General features: G+C 74.3%; 15 protein-coding genes. 1 reads left to right on the top strand and 14 read right to left on the bottom strand.

Annotation, left to right across the window (positions count from 1 at the left end; all coding sequences use genetic code 11):
• Positions 1-18: 18 nt before the first annotated feature.
• The 5 genes from AC061S_RS06065 to AC061S_RS06045 form a co-directional block, all read right to left on the bottom strand.
• The gene (locus tag AC061S_RS06065; protein WP_478684799.1) at positions 19-765 is read right to left on the bottom strand and encodes an NUDIX hydrolase; all 747 of its coding nucleotides are present in this window, start codon (positions 763-765) and stop codon (positions 19-21) included.
• A 105-nt stretch (positions 766-870) separates the two neighbouring features.
• Positions 871-2,871: an amylo-alpha-1,6-glucosidase gene (locus tag AC061S_RS06060; RefSeq protein WP_478684798.1), complete on the bottom strand. Its 2,001-nt coding sequence runs from the start codon at positions 2,869-2,871 to the stop codon at positions 871-873.
• 227 nt (positions 2,872-3,098) lie between these two features.
• The gene (locus AC061S_RS06055; RefSeq protein ID WP_478684797.1) at positions 3,099-4,388 is read right to left on the bottom strand and encodes a DUF4192 domain-containing protein; all 1,290 of its coding nucleotides are present in this window, start codon (positions 4,386-4,388) and stop codon (positions 3,099-3,101) included.
• A gap of 122 nt (positions 4,389-4,510) precedes the next feature.
• Positions 4,511-4,831, bottom strand: a complete 321-nt coding sequence (locus AC061S_RS06050) for a hypothetical protein (RefSeq protein ID WP_478684796.1) — start codon at positions 4,829-4,831, stop codon at positions 4,511-4,513.
• Positions 4,832-4,893: 62 nt separating this feature from the next.
• Positions 4,894-7,053, bottom strand: coding sequence for a RecQ family ATP-dependent DNA helicase (locus AC061S_RS06045; protein WP_478684795.1), 2,160 nt, complete (start codon positions 7,051-7,053; stop codon positions 4,894-4,896).
• Between the two features lie 361 nt (positions 7,054-7,414).
• Between AC061S_RS06045 and AC061S_RS06040 the strand changes: the two genes are divergently transcribed.
• Complete coding sequence (locus tag AC061S_RS06040) at positions 7,415-8,041, top strand: hypothetical protein (protein ID WP_478684794.1); 627 nt, start codon at positions 7,415-7,417, stop codon at positions 8,039-8,041.
• Between the two features lie 141 nt (positions 8,042-8,182).
• Here AC061S_RS06040 and AC061S_RS06035 read toward each other — a convergent pair whose 3' ends face one another.
• From AC061S_RS06035 to AC061S_RS05995, 9 genes are all read right to left on the bottom strand, one after another.
• Positions 8,183-8,779, bottom strand: coding sequence for a hypothetical protein (locus AC061S_RS06035; RefSeq protein ID WP_478684793.1), 597 nt, complete (start codon positions 8,777-8,779; stop codon positions 8,183-8,185).
• A 59-nt stretch (positions 8,780-8,838) separates the two neighbouring features.
• The gene (locus tag AC061S_RS06030; protein WP_478684792.1) at positions 8,839-9,549 is read right to left on the bottom strand and encodes a ribonuclease HII; all 711 of its coding nucleotides are present in this window, start codon (positions 9,547-9,549) and stop codon (positions 8,839-8,841) included.
• 620 nt (positions 9,550-10,169) lie between these two features.
• Positions 10,170-11,804 carry a DUF4153 domain-containing protein gene (locus AC061S_RS06025; protein WP_478684791.1) on the bottom strand — a complete coding sequence of 545 codons (1,635 nt, stop codon included), beginning with the start codon at positions 11,802-11,804 and terminating at the stop codon, positions 10,170-10,172.
• Positions 11,805-11,985: 181 nt separating this feature from the next.
• On the bottom strand, positions 11,986-12,900 hold the full coding sequence (locus AC061S_RS06020; RefSeq protein ID WP_478684790.1) for an ADP-ribosylglycohydrolase family protein: 915 nt from the start codon (positions 12,898-12,900) through the stop codon (positions 11,986-11,988).
• An 11-nt stretch (positions 12,901-12,911) separates the two neighbouring features.
• Positions 12,912-13,571, bottom strand: coding sequence for a histidine phosphatase family protein (locus AC061S_RS06015; RefSeq protein ID WP_478684789.1), 660 nt, complete (start codon positions 13,569-13,571; stop codon positions 12,912-12,914).
• A 106-nt stretch (positions 13,572-13,677) separates the two neighbouring features.
• Entirely contained in the window at positions 13,678-14,283 is a 606-nt protein-coding gene (locus AC061S_RS06010) for a YdbC family protein (protein WP_243331790.1), read from the bottom strand.
• A 32-nt stretch (positions 14,284-14,315) separates the two neighbouring features.
• Positions 14,316-15,140 (bottom strand): arylamine N-acetyltransferase family protein, encoded by an 825-nt coding sequence (locus tag AC061S_RS06005; RefSeq protein ID WP_478684788.1) that lies wholly within the window; start codon positions 15,138-15,140, stop codon positions 14,316-14,318.
• A 97-nt stretch (positions 15,141-15,237) separates the two neighbouring features.
• Complete coding sequence (locus AC061S_RS06000) at positions 15,238-15,984, bottom strand: DUF2071 domain-containing protein (protein WP_478684787.1); 747 nt, start codon at positions 15,982-15,984, stop codon at positions 15,238-15,240.
• Positions 15,981-16,322 (bottom strand): metalloregulator ArsR/SmtB family transcription factor, encoded by a 342-nt coding sequence (locus AC061S_RS05995; RefSeq protein ID WP_478684786.1) that lies wholly within the window; start codon positions 16,320-16,322, stop codon positions 15,981-15,983. The genes AC061S_RS06000 and AC061S_RS05995 overlap by 4 nt, the downstream gene beginning before the upstream one ends.
• Positions 16,323-16,326: the final 4 nt, after the last annotated feature.

Genomic DNA, 16,326 nt, shown 5'->3' with positions numbered 1-16,326 from the left:
GTGCGGGGCGCCCGGAGATCAGACCTCGGGGCGCAGCATCGGCGGGTTGAGCAGGGTCGCCCCGCCGGCCCGGAACAGCTGGGCGGGACGGCCGCCCTGACGCGTCGTCGTCCCCCCTGCGGGCACCAGGAACCCGGGGGTGCCGGTGACCTTGCGGTGGAAGTTGCGGGGGTCGAGGGCGACGCCCCAGACCGCTTCGTAGACCCGGCGCAGCTCGCCGACGGTGAACTCGGGAGGGCAGAAGGCGGTGGCCAGCGAGGAGTACTCGATCTTCGAGCGGGCCCGCTCGACGCCGTCGGCGAGGATCTGCTCGTGATCGAAGGCCAGTCCGGCACCGGTCTGGCCGTCCGTGGAGAGGAGCTCGTCGACGGGGGCCCAGCGCGCGCTGTTGGCATCGCCGCCGGCCCGGGGGGCGGGCAGATCCGGAGCCAGCACCAGATGCGCCACGCTGACCACGCGCATGCGCGGATCCCGCTTCGGATCACCGTAGGTCGCCAGCTGTTCGAGGTGTGCCCCGTTGCCCACGTCCGGAGCGGCCGGGTCGTGGGCGCAGAGGCCGGTCTCCTCGGACAGCTCGCGGGCCGCGGCCGCCGACAGGTCCTCGTCCCCGCGCACGAAGCCGCCGGGCAGCGCCCAGCTCCCCTGGAACGGCTGCTCACCCCGCCGGATGACCAACGCGCAGAGCGCGTGGCGCCGCACGGTGAGCACGACCAGGTCGACGGTGACGGCGAAGGGCGGAAAGGCCGACGGGTCGTAGGGCGACATGCCGCGATCATAGTCGTCTGCCTGACGATAAACAGAGCTTTGGAGATCTTCGGAACACGGAACCGGAAGCCGCGGCCCGATCCGGCCCGGTCGGCGGGGCGCCGCCTACCCGCCCAGTTGCAGCGCATCGGCTGCCTCCTCCACCATGCCCAGGCCCAGCCGGCTGATCCGGACGGCGAAGGGCTCCCCCGAAACCCGCAGCCCCGAGAGGCGGAGCTCACCGAGCGGAGCGCCGGGGAGCGGTACGAGGGCGACCGTGCCGGCGGGGGCGTCCGGGCGGATCCCGGCCAGGGCGGTCAGTACGTGGACCCCCGCGGCCGCCGCGACCGCCGCAGGCCGGCAGGCCGCCGGATGCGGAAGCGGAGCACTGCCGGCGGTGCGCTGCTCGGCCGCGTACATCTCCGGGAGGCGGTAACCGAAGCCCTCCGCCGCGTCCAGCATGCCCCGGAGCAGCCCGGTGGCCTCCTTCTCGAAGCCCGCCTGGGCCAGGCCTGCCACGGCGACCGCGCTCTCGTACGGCCGTACCGCGCCCGAGCGGTACCCGAACGGGTTGTGCCCCGGCTCGCGGACCGCCATGCTCCGCAGCCCCCAACCGGAATCCATGGCGGGGGCTCCCAGCAGCCGGGCCACCTGCTCGGTACGGACCCGGTCGAGGAGTCCGCGCGCGAGCCGGCCGCCGCCGAGCAGCCCGGTGTCCAGCAAGTGGGCGGCGGCCCCCGTCAGCCGGGGCAGCGGCCGCCCGTCGGGATGCAGGGCCGCCGCGGGCCGGCCGCCGTCCGGGCCGTCGACCCAGAAGCGGGCTGCGAACCGCTCCCGCAGCTCGGCGGCCCGGTCCCGCCACTCCTCGGCTCCGGGCCGCCCGCACCCGGCGAGCAGGTCGGCCCCGAGGAGCGCGGCGCGATGGGCGTGGGCCTGGGTTTCACAGCGCCGCGGTCCCGGATCGGGATCGGCCAGGAAGCCGTCCTCCCCGAAGGCGCCCCGGATCCACTCCAGGCACCGCTCGGCGGCCGGGAGCAGCCGGGCCACCTCCCCCTCGGGCATCCCCCAGCGCCGGGCTTCGGCGAGCACCGCGGGGAAGGCGAGCGTCGCCTCGGTCCCGGTGCATCCCGGGGGCAGCTGCGGCCCGGCCCCGCGGAACGGCCCCGGGATCTTCCCCGCGTCGCCGCCCCGCCCGCCGGTCTGGGTCCGGGCCAGGATGCGCAGGGTCGCGGCGGCCAGTCCGGTGCCGAGCGGGAGCGCCATGCGGGCGGCCCACAGGGATTCCGCCGGGGCCAGTCCGAGCCGCCACGGCACTCCGGCCGCCGCGTAGCTGTCGGCCGGTTCCTTCGGGTCCCTGAGCAGCAGCGCGCCCAGGTCCTGCACGCTCGTGCGCAGCCACGCCTCGGCCCGCGGGTCGTCTCCCTCCGCGCGGGCGTCGTCGGACAGCGGGTTGGCCACCTGGCCGGCGGGGGCCCGGGCCCCTCGGTCGCGGGTGGTCCGCAGCTCGATGGTGCGGGATTCGCCGGGGCGCAGTTCGAGCTGCCAGCGCAGCAGCCCGGCGGAGGCCAGCGCGTCGTCCGGAGGCGGCTCGGCCGCGGTGACGGCCTGGGCCCCGCCTTTGGTCCAGCGCAGTCCGGCGGCGTGCACCGCGGCGGGCAGCTCCGGACCGGCCCGGCCGGCGGCCACCTCGGCCAGCTCCGCCAGGTCGGTGCCGAGCGAGAGCTCCACCGGGATCCTCAGGGACCGGCCGGTGAAGCTGCGCAGGGTGATCCGCTCGGTGCCGTCGGCGTGCCGGACCCGCTCCACTCCGACGTCGGGGTCGGGCCCGGGCTCCGCTCCGGTGCGGACGGTCGCGGTGAAGGAGGCCCGGTCGGCGCCGAGACTGCGGCCCTGGACCGCGACCGGGTCCCGGCCGCCGACGCGCAGCACGCAGCGGGACAGCAGCCGGAGCCCGGCGCGGTAGATCCCGTCGGCCCCCCGCCCGGTGAGCTGGCCGTGCTCGGGCGAGACGACCAGGCACGGAGCGGCGACGCAGATGACGGCACCGTGCACGGGCGGCAGGTCGGCCCCGCGCGAGGGGGCCGGGCGGGCGGGAGCTACGCGGGCTGGGGGTACGGGGTGAGCCATGGGTCGCCTTGTCTGCGCTCCGGGTGGATCGGCTGGGCGGCGGCGCGGCCGGATCCCCACCACCCCCCAGCGCAACGCCCCCGCCCCCGCCCGGGTCACGGGCCCCGGTGGGGACTGCGCCCGGCGGAGCGTCGGCCTTCGCGCGGGCCGTCGCCGCAGGACCGCTCGCACCCCTTCCCGCAGCCACCCCCTGAGCACGGACCCGCGGTCCTCGCCCCGGCCGCGCATCACTGCTCGCTCCCCGCGGTGCTGCCGGACTCGCGGCGGCCGCTCGTGCGGCCCGGGCGGCCGGGCGGCCTGGTGACGGAGCCCGCCCGCCGGGGTCCTGCGGGCAGGCGCCCCCGGCGCGGCTCCCGGCGCCGCCGCTCCTCCCGCAGGCACTCCCGCAGGCCCTCCGGGTCGATCCCCTCGTTGCAGGCGTGGTGGAGCAACTGCGCGAAGCGGTACCCGTCGTCCGCCCGGAGTGCCAGCCCCAGGGCGATCCTGGCCGTCGGCTCGTCCCCGGTGGACCAGGAGACCCAGCCCGCCAGGGTGAGGGGGGCCGCCGCGTGCTCGCCGTAGGCCCCGACACAGCGCCGGGCCAGGGCCCGCCACAGCCGTAGGGCGGGGGCCGCCTCCTCGCCCTCCATCCACTCGGCGGCGATGTCGCGGATCTCGCGGTCCTGGAGCCCGAGGATCAACGAGGCGGCCTCGTCGTGGCCCAGTAGCGCGTCGTCCCGGGCATCGGCTCCGGGGCCGCCTTCGGCGGGCGGGGCGAGGATCATGCGCTGGATCAGCGCGCGGGCGAGGAGAACCGTCTCGGCGCCCACCTCCTCCCGGGTGGCCCCGTCGAGGATCTTCGGCACCAGCGCGACGGCCGCCCGGTCCAGGGCCCCCTCCATCTCGCCGGCCACCGTCCCGCGCAGCGGTGTCAGCCTGTGCTCGATCTCCTGGAGGGAGCCGCGTACCTGGAGTCCGGCGAACGTGGCCGCGGCGGCCATCACCGAGGTGCCGGGCGCGGCCAGCGCACTGCCCTCGGCGGGGCAGCAGCGCTCATCCGGACAGCAGTAGGACCAGTACCGCCCGGCGGAGAGGCACAGGGCCTCCAGTACGGGGACGTCGAGGGCCCCGCAGGCCAGCCGGATCCGCTGGGCGAACGGGCGCAGCTTGGTCATCACCCGCTGCGCGCTGTCGCCTCGGTGCGGGTCCTGGCAGAGGAAGACGATGATGCCGTCGGGCTTGGCGCCGCGCCGCACACTGCCGCGGATCAAGCAGTCGGCGACCTGCCGGGCGGTGTCCTCCCATTCCTCGGGAGCGGTGGGGATGCCCACCCGGAGCCGGCCGCCGAAGCGGCCGGCCTCCCCGTGGACGGCGACCATGACGAGGGAGTCGCTCGGGTGGAAGCCGAGCATGTAGGGCAGTGCGTCGGCCAGTTCGGCCGGACTGCGCAGGGTGATCCGGGAGGCGTCGACGCCTCCGGACGGGCCGGTGGACGAGGGGTCGGACGGGGTGCGTGCTGCTTCGTGGTGGTTCGTCATGTCCCGAAGGTCCCGTGTCCGGTCGGATCCGGAAACCCCTGTGGATAACTCCGCGGCAGCAGCATGCCGCCGGCGACCTACTACCGCGGCTCATAGACCCGCTACCGCGGCTCATAGACCCGCTACCGCGGCTCGTAGACCCGCTTGTGCCCGAACAGCCCGGCCAGCCGGTACGGGCCGGCGGTTTCCCTCGGCGCCGGATAATCTCCGCCGTCGACCGGAAAGGCCTGCTCGTGGCGTTCCCGGTAGTCGGCGTAGTCGATCTCCTGGCGCCGGGCGATCACCTCGCGGTGCTGCTCGGACCGCAGCCGCGACCGGTAACCCGGGACGGGGACGCCGGCGAAGAACTCGGCGACGCTGCCGGACCCGTAGCTGAGCAGGCCGATGGCCTGGCCGGTCAGATCGTCGGCGTTGTCGAGCAGCGCGGCCAGTCCGAGGTACACCGATGCGGCGCTGTGTCAATAGGCTGCGCACCTGGTCGGCCGCCGGGGCCGGCGAGGTGCCTTCAGCCCGCCAGGGCAAGGGTCAGGGGCAGCACCTGGGCGGCTCCGCTCTGGCGCAGGAGGCGGGCGCCCACGGCCAGGGTCCAGCCGGATTCGGCGTAGTCGTCGACGAGCAGGACCGGTCCCGGGGTGGCGGCCAGGGCCGCGGCGAGCTCATCGGGGACCGTGAACGAGGCGGCCAGGGCGCGCAGCCGCTGGGCGGAGTTGCTGCGGTGTGCGCCGTGCTCGCCGGCCTGCGGGGTGTAGGCGAGGCTGCCCAGCAGCGGGAGCCGGCCGACCCGGGCCAGGCCCTCGGCGAGCGAGGCCACCAGCTGCGGGCGGGAGCGCGAGGGCATGGCGACGATCCCGACGGGGCGGGCCATCGCGCCGTCCGAGCCGCCGGCCCAGCCGCCCGGTGAACGGGCCCAGTCGGCCACCACCGTCACCACGGCCGCCAGCACGTCGTCCGGAACCGGCCCGTCTGCGGCGTGCTCCGACAGGAGCGGGCGCAGGCGGTTGCCCCAGCCGATGTCCGACAGCCTTCCCAGCGCGCGCCCTGTGGCCGCCTGCTGGCCCACGGGGATACGGCCCTTGAGGTCGACGCCGACCGCGGGCATGCCCGAGGGCCACATCCGGCGGGGTTCGACCTCGACCCCCGGACGGTCCAGCTCACCGGTCGCGGTATCGAGGGCCCCGTGGGACACCGCGGGATCGAGCCAGGGCCCGGCGCAGGAGTCGCAGCGGCCGCACGGGGTCGCCTTCTCGTCGTCGAGCTGCCGCTGCAGGAACTCCATCCGGCATCCCGTGGTCGCCACGTAGTCCCGCATGGCCTGCTGCTCGGCCTGCCGCTGCCGGGCCACCCACTCGTACCGCTGCGCGTCGTACTCCCACGGCTGCCCGGTGGAGGTCCAGCCCCCCTTCACGCGCTTGACCGCACCGTCCACGTCCAGGACCTTGAGCATGGTCTCCAGCCGCGACCGCCGGAGATTCACCAGCGGCTCCAGCGCCGGCAGCGACAGCGGACGGCCCGCCTGCTCCAGCACCTCCAGGGTCCGCCGGACCTGCTCCTCGGGCGGGAACCCCACCGAAGCGAAGTACGCCCAGATCGCCTCGTCCTCCCGCCCCGGCAGCAGCAGTACGTCGGCATGGTCCACGCCGCGCCCCGCACGCCCCACCTGCTGGTAGTAGGCGATCGGGGACGAGGGCGAGCCCAGGTGCACCACGAACCCCAGGTCCGGCTTGTCGAAGCCCATCCCCAGTGCGGAGGTCGCCACCAGCGCCTTCACCCGGTTCGCCAGCAGGTCTTCCTCGGCCTGCAGCCGATCGGCGTTCTCCGTCTTCCCCGTGTACGAGGCCACCGGATACCCGCGCTGCCGCAGGAACGCCGCGACCTCCTCCGCGGCCGCCACCGTCAGCGTGTAGATGATCCCCGAGCCCGGCAGATCCCCCAGCCGCTCCCCCAGCCACGCCAGCCGGTGCGCCGCGTTCGGCAGCTCCAGCACCCCCAGCCGCAGGCTCTCCCGGTCCAGCGGCCCGCGCAGGACCAGAGCGCCCCCGCCTCCCGTGCCCAGCTGCTCGGCCACGTCCGCCGTGACGCGTGCGTTGGCCGTCGCGGTGGTGGCGAGGACGGGCACGCCGGGGGCGAGCTCGGCGAGCATGGTGCGCAACCGGCGGTAGTCGGGGCGGAAGTCATGGCCCCAGTCGGAGATGCAGTGGGCCTCGTCGACCACCAGCAGACCGGTCGTGGCAGCGAGCTTGGGCAGCACCTGCTCCCGGAAGTCCACGGAATTGAGGCGCTCCGGACTCACGAGGAGAACGTCGGTCTCGCCCCGCTCGACCTCCCCGTAGATCGTCTCCCACTCCTCGGGGTTGGCCGAGTTGATCGTCCGCGCCTGGATCCCGGCCCGCGCCGCCGCGTCGACCTGGTTGCGCATCAGCGCGAGGAGCGGCGAGATGATCACGGTCGGGCCCGCGCCGCGACGGCGCAGCAGGGCCGTCGCCACGAAGTACACGGCCGACTTGCCCCACCCCGTACGCTGCACCACCAGCGCCCGCCGGCGCTCCTCCACCAGGGCGGACACGGCCTGCCACTGGTCCTCCCGCAGCCGCGCCGAACCCCGCGGGGCACCGACCAGCTCAGCGAGGACGGCATCGGCTTCAGCGCGGAGCTCCAGGTTGTCCATGCCCCCATGCAACCCGATGGCTAGGACAATCGGCCAATTCACCCAGCGTGACGGCGGGCCCACAAGCCGTCCGCGCCTCCGCGCGACTCCTGCGGCGGGCAGCCGCCCAGGAGCCGTTTCCCCAGGTGCCGGCGCTCCACCCTGGACCGAATGAGTCATCTTCGGCGTGGCGGGGCAAGGATATGAACGGCATACCGGCGAATTCCGGTCGGCGGCTCCAATTGCTCGTTGCCGCATGCTCACGGGCCACGCGAGAATTGTGCTGCTCCCGCTCGGCTCGACGGCGCTCTCCTGGGCCGTGCCGTGGCGCGCCCGCACTCCAGCTGTGCCCGTTCGCGGGCGTGTACCCGAAGGGAGGACCGTGACCTTCGGATTCACGCCGCCCTCGACCACGTCCCTGACAACGGCCACCGGCGGCGCCAGCCGGCACGGCAGGCTGCTGGAACCCTCCGAGTGGACGTCCTCGGGCGTCCCCCTGCTGCGCAATCCGCGCGAGGTCGTCAGCGGACTGCACTCACGGCACAGCCCGGTGCCGTACACGGCGGTGATCGCCGTGCTCGGGCCCGAGGAGCGGCTCGTGGCCAGCGCCTCCTTCGTGCAGCGCTCCACCGCGGCCGACGGCTGGGAGTACCGCAACGCCCTGCTGTCCCGGCTGCGCCGGGTCATTCCGCACGACCTGCGGCGACGGACCCCGGTACGGACCGCCGTGCTGCTGTACTGCCGCGACGGCGACGAGCCCTGGACCGAGGAGGACGGGGCCTGGATGTGGGGGCTGCGGGACGCCTGCACCCTGCACGGGCTGCGCTGCGGCGCGTACATCACGCTGACCCGGAGCGGCTGGCAGGTGCTGGGCGAGGGCCGCGGCGGCCGGAGCCCGAGCTCGGACTCCCGGCCCGAGCGCCTCGGCGACACGTCGTCCGAGTTCGCGCCGCTCGCCCTGCGCGGCGGCGGAGCCGCGGAGGCCCTGCGCCGCACCGCCGCACGCTGAGTCCGCGCGGCTCCGTACTCCTGCCCGAAACGACCAAAGGCCGTACACCCGGAAACGGGCGTACGGCTGGTCAGGCCTCGGTCTTCGGCAGGGCCGGCCACCGGCCCGCCCCGCCCCTCGACCGTGCGGGAGTACGGGGCGTCAGACGCCCGCACCCAGCACGGAGTTGATCTGCTGCGACTCGCCGCACACGATCAGGAGCGCACCGGCTCGCGCGAGCGCGACCGGCAGGGCTCCGGCAGCCGCGTCGACCGGTCCGCCGTTGGCCGCGAAGACCACGACGGGACGGCCGGCGGCACGCTGAACCTGCGCCGCGTCCGCGTAGAAGACGTCGTCCCCGGCATCCTGCAGGGCCCAGTACGCGGCCTCGCCGAAGGACAGCTCGTGCGCGGCCCACGGGTGCGGGTCGCCGGTGGTGAGCACCAGGATGTCGCCGGGCGCACGCCCGGTGTCGAGCAGCAGGTCCACGGCCTCTTCGGCCGCGTCCAGCGCGCCGTCGGAGGATGCCGGGATCAGCTGGATCTGCGGGACGGCCGCCGAGACCGATGGTGCGGTGGCGACTGCGGGAACGGGGGTGGCCTGCGGTTTCCGCGGCGCGGGCGGCGCGGGCCTGGGGGCGGGGCGCGGACCGGGTACGGGGCGGGGGGTCTGCGCGGTGCGGCTCGCGGCCGGCGTGACGCGGGGACCCTGGGCACTCTCGTGAATCTGAAGCTCCTCGGGGGCGGGGGTGAGAGGCATGAGCTGACATTCATCAAACACCGGTGCGAAACGTACCGGTTGGTGGCACGTGCGTGCGATCAGAAATCGAAGCCGAGTTGGCCTCCGTTTTCCAGCTCCATCGACTCCTCGCTGCGGCGCACCTTCTTGAGGTGGCTCCAGCGGGGCAGCGCGTCGAGGTAGGACCAGGAGAGCCGGTGGTACGCGGTCGGCCCCTGCTCCTCGAGCGCCGCCCGGTGTACGGGCGAGGGATATCCGGCGTTGGCGGCGAAAGCGAAGTCTTCGATTCCGCCGCCCAGTTCACCGATCTCGGCCATCATCCGGTCGCGCCGGACCTTGGCGATCACCGAGGCCGCGGCGACGGCGACACAGGACTGGTCGCCCTTGATCACCGTCCGGACCTGCCAGGGCGTGCCGAGGTAGTCGTGCTTGCCGTCGAGTATCACCGCGTCGGGCCGCACGGGCAGCGCCTCCAGGGCGCGCACCGCGGCGAGACGCAGGGCTGCGGTCATCCCGAGTTCGTCGATCTCCTCGGGGGACGAGTGGCCCAGGGCATAGGCCGTGACCCAGTCCTCCAGGACGCCGACGAGCGCGTCACGGCGCTTGGCGGTGAGCAGTTTGGAGTCGGTGAGTCCCGCGGGCGGCCGGCGCAGACCGGTGATCGCCGCGCAGACGGTGACGGGACCGGCCCAGGCCCCTCGTCCGACTTCGTCGACCCCGGCGATGACCTTGGCGCCGGTGGTCGCTCGGAGGGAGCGTTCGACGGTGTGAGTGGGTGCTTCGTACGGCATGGCGCCAGCAAGGTTACGCCGCCCCGGGCCGCCTGCACACCCCGCCCCCTCCCCGCCGCGCCGACGCCCCCTTCCCGCCTCGCCGACGCCCCCTCACCGCCGCGCCCCGGCCACCTCCGCGCCGCGCGAACCTCCCCGCCCCGTCTCACATCTTGAGCAGCGGCGCCATCACCCCCGTCGACCATCTCGGCGGTTTCCGCGTCCGCCCATTCGCTTCCGCACACCTTCGCGCGGTACGTCATCAGCGCCGGGATGACCTCGGCGAGAAGTGGACCGGTCGCGTCCGCACGGATGCCCCCCGGTCGATTCCCCGGTTCACCAACTCACCGATGAGCGCGTGCGCCGGTTCGTACAGCCCGGCTCGGACCAGGTCGCGGAACCGCTCCGCCTGGGTGTGATCGCACTCGTGAAGCCCCCCTCAGCGCCTGCCCGGCCCGCGACGCGCCTCCGACGCGACGCCCTCCATGGTGAGGGCGTTCCATCCCGTGGTGCTCAGCTGCTCCAACACGGCATCGCGAATCGCCCGTTCGAGTTCGGGCCCGCCCGAGCGACCTGGAGGCCCCGAACGGAGCCGCCGCCAAGGCCGGTCCGGCCGCCTGAGCACGCAGTCCCGTACGGCCCTAGAACTCGACCCGGCTCCCGAAGGTGCCCAGGCTCTTGCACTCCTCGTACGAGGCGCTCACCCCGCGCTCGCTCAGGATGTCCCGGGCCCGGCGCTCCCCCAGGCTCGTCGCGTACCAGGGCGTCCGGCCCGCCGCCGCCAGCTCCCTGGCGATCCCGCGCAGGGCGCAGGACCGCTGGGGCTCGGGCAGCCGGTCCAGGGCGGGTACCGCGTCCGCCGACAGGGACTGGAAGTAGGCCAGGTCGATCTTGCCGTCCCGCTCGTACCGCGTGACGTTGCCCTCCGCGATGACCCCGTCCGGGGACACCAGCCCGAAGGCCAGTACGGCCGCCACGGCGCTCCCCACGACCGCGCGGGGGAGCCAGCGCGCGCCGAACAGCCCGCCGGCCATGATCAGTACGATCACCAGCCCGAGCCACAGCTCCACTCCGGCGACCGACAGGCGCAGCCTGGTCAGCCCGTACGCGTCCACGTACAGGTCCATGCGGCGGAGCGCCGAGGCGACGACCACGAGGGTCAGCACGCAGAGGGTGCCGAGCACGACGCGCACCAGCCGCCGGCCGCCGGCTCCGTCGCGCGGGGCCCAGCGCAGGGCGAGCGCGATGACGGCGAGGGTGAGCAGCGTGGCCCAGAGGAGCTGCCAGAAGCCCTGGCGCGCGTACGCGGCGTAGGTGAGGCCGGTGGCGTCCAGGACCTTGCGGTAGCCGCCGAAGAGGACGGCGAGCTGGACGGCGTTGAAGGCGGCGAAGAGCAGGTTCAGCACGATGAGCGGCAGGGCCCACTCCACCCGGGAGCGCGCCTTCCCCGGGCGCACCTCGATGCGGTCCCAGCGGGAGGGGGCGGCGGCCGCGCGGGCGACGGCGATCGCGACGAGGAGGCCCAGCGCGAAGAGCAGGAACCGAACCGGGCCGCCCATACCGCTGATGTCGGGGGTCAGCCCGCTCAGCAGGTCCGCGAACGCGGCGTCGGCGGAGGCGAACAGGGTGCCGAAGAGCGCCAGCAGGGCCACCGCCACCACGACGGCCTTCACCACCGGCAGCCAGCGCTCCCGGCGCCCCTCGCCGCGCGAGCGCAGGCCGATCCAGACCCAGCGCACGCCGAGCACGGCGGAGTCGAGGAGGCCTATCGGGCCGAGCAGGATGCCGGGCCAACTGCGGCTGCCGTGCAGGGCCAGGGCGCCCGTCAGGAGGGCCGCGAACAGGGCCGTCACCGCCGGCCAGCCGGAGGCGCGCAAGGCGGGCACGGCGAGCAGCGCGAGACAGCCGAGCGCCCAGAGCGCGGTCCACGGGCGCAGCGTGCGGCCGGCGGCGCGGGCGGCCGCGTACGCGGCGACGAGCGCCGGCACCACCGCGAGGAGCAGACCCGGACCCAGCCCGTCGCCGAGGAGCAGGGAGACGGCGATGCCCGAGGCGAGGGCGGCGCCCAGCACGACGGCCGGTACCGGTCCGACGGCGGCGGGCCGGGCGGCCTCGGCCCAGGCGAGCGGGGCCATCGACCAGGCACCGGAGGCGGCGCGCTCCTTGCGCAGCTGGTGGGCCTGCCAGGCCTTGGGATCCCAGCCGGGCGGCGCGGGTGGTGTCGGTGCGGCGCGCTCCGCCTCGGCATTCTCCGCACCGGCGTTCTCTGCTGACATCGGGTTCCCCTCCCCTGTCGGCCGCCCCCGGCCATCAGGCGGGGGTGGCGAAGCCGACAGAGTAGGCCGCTCGTGTGCAGTTTTGAACAGGCTCAAAAGATGCCTGTGGCAGGACCGTGACAAACGGAGGGGTACGAACCGGCACGGACCGCCGCTGCAGCCCGCCTACCCGACTACCCCACTACCCCGCCGACTCCGGCAGCCAGGCCGGCAGCGCCTCGGTCCGGGCCAGCCAGGACTGCGGCAGCACCGCAGACCCGCGGGCGCCCAGCACTCCGCCGACGATCGCGCAGGTGGTGTCCACGTCTCCGCCCACCTGGGCGGTGGTCCAGAAGGCCCGCTCGTAGTCGTCCAGGCAGCGCGCCGCCGACCACAGGGCGAACGGCACGGTGTCGTGGGCGCTGGTGCGCCGACCGCAGCCCAGAACGGCGGCGACGGTGGTCGCGTCCCCGTAGTCGAGCATGTCGCGCGCCCGCCGCACCCCGGCGCCCACCGCGCTCCGCGGGACGAGCGCGATGACCCCGTCCAGCAGGTCGGCGGCCTTCGGCGGCCCGGCCGGATCGGCCGCCAGCGCGGCCGCGGCGGCCACGGCCATCGCACCGCACACCGCTTCGCGGTGCTGGTGGGTGGTGTAGGCGGAGATCTCCGCCTGGTGGGTGGCCTGCTCCGGGTCGTCGGCGTACCAGGCGCCCAGCGGGGCGACCCGCATGGCCGCGCCGTTGCCCCAGGAGCCCTGCCCGTCGAAGAGTTCCGCGGCGAGCGTGCGCCAGTCCGCGCCCTCGCGGATCAGGCGCAGCATCCGGTTCACGGCAGGTCCGTAGCCGCGGTCGAAGTCGTGGTGGTGGGCGAAGGAGGCGGCCAGCGCGTCCTGGTCCACCCGGCCGTGGCCGGCGAGCACGGCCACCACCGAGCAGGCCATCTCGGTGTCGTCGGTCCACTGCCACGGATCGCTGCCGGCGGGCAGCTCGCGCCGCTTGAGCAGCGGGTAGTTCACGGGGACGAAGTACTGGGAACCCAGTGCGTCGCCCAGGGCCAGCCCGCGGAGGCTGGCCATGGCGCGTGCGTAGCGCCCTTCGGGAGAGGAGTCAGCGGTCATCGCGCGTCACTCTAGCCGTCCAGGTCATAAGGCTCGGGTGTGGTCCACCGCTCAAACGGGCGGTCCATCCGGTACCGGCCGTCGGAACCCAGCAGCAGCACCCGGTATTCGCCGTTCCCCGGGTTGGAGAGGGCCTCGAACTCGGCCACGGACCAGTGGAACCACCGCATGCAGAACAGCCTCATCGTCAGGCCGTGCGTCACGAGCAGCACGTTCTCCGGATGGTCCGCGGCCTCGAAGCTGCGGTAGAGGCTCTCCAGGAAGGCCCCGACCCGGTCGTACACGTCCGCGCCCGACTCCCCCTGCGCGAACCGGTAGAAGAAGTGCCCGTACGCGTCCCGGTACGCCTTCTGCAGCCGTACGTCCTCGCGCTCCTGCCAGTTGCCCCAGTCCTGCTCGCGCAGCCTCGGCTCCTCGCGCATCCGCACGCGCGTCGGGTCCAGGCGCAGCTCGCGGAAGGTCTGCAGGGTCCGGCGGTAGGGGGAGACGTACGCGCTCACGTGCTCGTCCCCGAAGAGCTCGCGCAGGCGTCCGCCGGCCTCCGCGGCCTGCTCGCGCCCGGTGCGGGTCAGCCGGAGGGCGTGGTCGGGCTCCCGCTCGTACACCGTGTCATCGGCATTGCCCTCCGATTCCCCGTGCCGGACAAGGACGATGCGCCGTGGTCGTACCATCCCACGACCCTATTCGGCCATCGGCGGGCGCGCGGACCGGGCACGCCGTACGCCCCGGCGGCGGCCCAGCGGTCAGCTCTCCGGCGGGGCCTACAGCGGCTCGCGGTCAGACCGTCCAGGAGGCTTCGAGGTCGACGACGTCCCCGGTCAGGGCTTCCACGTCGGCCTGAATCTGCGCCCGCAGCGACAGCCGTTCGACGCGCTCCTGCCGGTACTTGCCGTGCTCGGCCGCCGCGTGCCACATCGACAGCACCAGGAACTCGCGGCCCGGGGCCTCGCCGAAGAGCCCCCGGACCATGCCGGGCGAGCCCGCCATGGCCGGGTTCCAGACCTTCTCCTGCATGAGCGCGAAATGGTCCACGCGCCCCTCCCGCACCCTGGTGTGGGCGACCCTGACGACGTCGGCGTCGGTGAACCGCGGCTCGAAGCCGGTCTTCACGTCGAAGCGGTGGTCGAAGAGCGTGACCCGCGCGTCGGTGTAGGTGCCGTTCTGCGAAGCGGCCAGCCGGTCGTGCGAGCGGGCCATGAAGGAGTCGTAGAAGGAACGGCTCTCCCAGAAGGTGAAGACGTGCGCCACCCCCTGCCGGCCCCGGCTCCAGCCGCCGCCCTGCCCCCGGAATCCCGGTTCGCCGGGCAGCCCCGCCCATTTGCGCTGCCCGCGCTCGAACCCGCGTCGGTCCGTCACCGTGCAGCGAATCCACTTGACCAGCACTGCCCCATCGTACGGTCCCGGCGGGGCCCGGGTCAGTCCTCGGCGCGGTACATCCGAAGGAGTTCGGCCGCGTCCCGCTCGGACAGCCGAAGCCCGAACTCCCGTCCGAGCAGGGCGAGCAGCTCCCCGGTCGGCACCTCCCGCCGCTCGATCCGCCCGTCGGGGCGCAGCCGGGAGAGCTCCCGTCCCACGAGGGCCAGGCGGTCGGAGTCGCCCTGCCGCTGGACGACGACCCGGCCGACGAAGGCGGAGCGGGGGTGCGAGGAGCTGTAGTGGTTCAGCACCACGTAGTCGACGGGGTGGTAGGGCTGCGGGGTGAAGGCGTACAGGTCCCGCCAGACGCCCTCGCGCGGCACGCACAGCACGAGGACCCCGTCCGCTTCCTCCCGGACGCGGAACACCCACTCCCCTTGCCGCACTTCGGCGCCGGGGTGCGCCAGCGGCACGGGCTCGCGCGGTCCCTGCCAGCCGAACCCGGCGTCGCAGAGCCACGGTTCCCCCTCGACGGTGACGACGAGCACGGCGTGCGTCACCGCGGTCAGGGTCTCCCCCCGGGAGCGGTTGCGGGCGCCGCGTCCGGAGACCTCGAAGCCGATCCGCTCCAGGGCGGCGGCCAGCAGGGTGTTCTGCTCGTAGCAGTAGCCGCCCCGGCGCTCGCGCACGAGCTTGTCCTCAACGGTCTTGACGTCCAGCCCGACGCCCCGGCCGAACAGCACGTCCAGACTCTCGAAGGTGATCGCACCGGCGTGGGCCCGGTGTACTGCCTTCAACGTCGCGAGGTCCGCCCGGAGTTCCCCGCCCTCCCAGCCGATCCTCGCCAGGTAGGCGTCCAGATCCAGCTCGTCACCGCTCCACATGACTGCTCCCCCACACCGTGCCGACACGTACGGGGTGCCCGGTCACGGCCTCCCCCGCGCAATGATCACTCTCCGGCCCCCGGACGCCAACCCGCTTTCACGCGGCCGCCGCGGCGCATCCCGCACCGGCCGCGGGGTCCAGCGGGTGCCACTCCACGGGCACGTCGCGCATCAGCAGGGCGCAGTCGAATTGTGCCGTGCCGGCCGGGAAGCGCTCGGGGTCCTCGAAGAAGGAGGACTCGGCGCGGGTGACCTCGGTGGCCTCGACCCGCCACGCGTCCGTATGCAGTTGCATGCCGTCGAGCCGGCCCTCGGCACTCGCCGGCGAGTAGCCGCGGGCACCCTGCCGGAAGAACTCGGAGGCCTCGGCCAGGTCGCCGAACAGTCGGCTGCCGCGCAGTTCGTCCGCGACCCGGGCCACGACGCGCACCCGCGTGGAGGCGTCCCTGGTCTCGTACGCGACCCCGATCTCCTGCGGGGTCTCCCGTACGTCGAAGACGGCGGACCCGTGTGCTCCGGGGAACACCCGGCCGCCCGCCAGGACGTTGAGCCGGGAACCGCTGTCGCGGCGCGGGATCCAGACGCCCGCCTCGACCCCGTCCGGTCCGTCCCATTCGACGGAGATCCGGTGCGCGGCGTTCTCGCTGCGCACGCCGGTACCGGCCGGGGCCCACCTCGGCCGGGTGTCCCCGAGTCGCAGCAAGCAGATCCCGGCGACGGCCCAGCCGCCGACGAGCTGCGGTCTCATCCCGGCCGGCAGCAGTCCCGCCGCCACCTCGGGCTCGACCCGGTAGTTCACGAGCAACCGCCGCTCGATGACACTCGCGAGCTTCAGACTGATCATTCCGCGCTCTCCCCCGCCCCGTTCTTGCGCCGCTGGTGCCGCAGCACGATCTGCTCCGGGCACACCATGCTGAGGAACCGCCCGACGGAGGAGGCCAGCCGCTCCTCGACGAGCGTGTAGAGGATGCGGTTGCCGTCGCGCCGCTCCCGCACCAGCCCCGCGGACTTCAGCACTCCCAGGTGCCGTGACACGGACGGGGCGCTGATGGTGAACCGGCCGGCGATCTCCCCGGCCGCCAGCTCCCCGCCGCGCAGATCCTCCAGGATCTGGCGCCGCGTGGGGTCGGCGAGCGCCCGGAAGACGCCGGCGTCGTCATCGGTCTCGCTGTTCTCAGCCATGCGA

It is taken from the genome of Streptomyces sp. CA189 (assembly GCF_056428985.1).
Note: the sequence above shows the minus strand (reverse complement) of the source record. Positions and strands in the feature narration are given on the sequence as shown.

What these genes read in the sequence shown, in the direction of transcription:
- AC061S_RS06035 (WP_478684793.1), bottom strand. Translation starts at nt 8,779, where the DNA reads ATGCCTCTCACCCCCGCCCCCGAGGAGCTTCAGATTCACGAGAGTGCC.
- AC061S_RS06045 (WP_478684795.1), bottom strand. Translation starts at nt 7,053, where the DNA reads ATGGACAACCTGGAGCTCCGCGCTGAAGCCGATGCCGTCCTCGCTGAG.
- AC061S_RS06065 (WP_478684799.1), bottom strand. Translation starts at nt 765, where the DNA reads ATGTCGCCCTACGACCCGTCGGCCTTTCCGCCCTTCGCCGTCACCGTC.
- AC061S_RS06015 (WP_478684789.1), bottom strand. Translation starts at nt 13,571, where the DNA reads ATGGTACGACCACGGCGCATCGTCCTTGTCCGGCACGGGGAATCGGAG.
- AC061S_RS06030 (WP_478684792.1), bottom strand. Translation starts at nt 9,549, where the DNA reads ATGCCGTACGAAGCACCCACTCACACCGTCGAACGCTCCCTCCGAGCG.
- AC061S_RS06020 (WP_478684790.1), bottom strand. Translation starts at nt 12,900, where the DNA reads ATGACCGCTGACTCCTCTCCCGAAGGGCGCTACGCACGCGCCATGGCC.
- AC061S_RS06000 (WP_478684787.1), bottom strand. Translation starts at nt 15,984, where the DNA reads ATGATCAGTCTGAAGCTCGCGAGTGTCATCGAGCGGCGGTTGCTCGTG.
- AC061S_RS06055 (WP_478684797.1), bottom strand. Translation starts at nt 4,388, where the DNA reads ATGACGAACCACCACGAAGCAGCACGCACCCCGTCCGACCCCTCGTCC.
- AC061S_RS06060 (WP_478684798.1), bottom strand. Translation starts at nt 2,871, where the DNA reads ATGGCTCACCCCGTACCCCCAGCCCGCGTAGCTCCCGCCCGCCCGGCC.
- AC061S_RS05995 (WP_478684786.1), bottom strand. Translation starts at nt 16,322, where the DNA reads ATGGCTGAGAACAGCGAGACCGATGACGACGCCGGCGTCTTCCGGGCG.
- AC061S_RS06025 (WP_478684791.1), bottom strand. Translation starts at nt 11,804, where the DNA reads ATGTCAGCAGAGAACGCCGGTGCGGAGAATGCCGAGGCGGAGCGCGCC.
- AC061S_RS06005 (WP_478684788.1), bottom strand. Translation starts at nt 15,140, where the DNA reads ATGTGGAGCGGTGACGAGCTGGATCTGGACGCCTACCTGGCGAGGATC.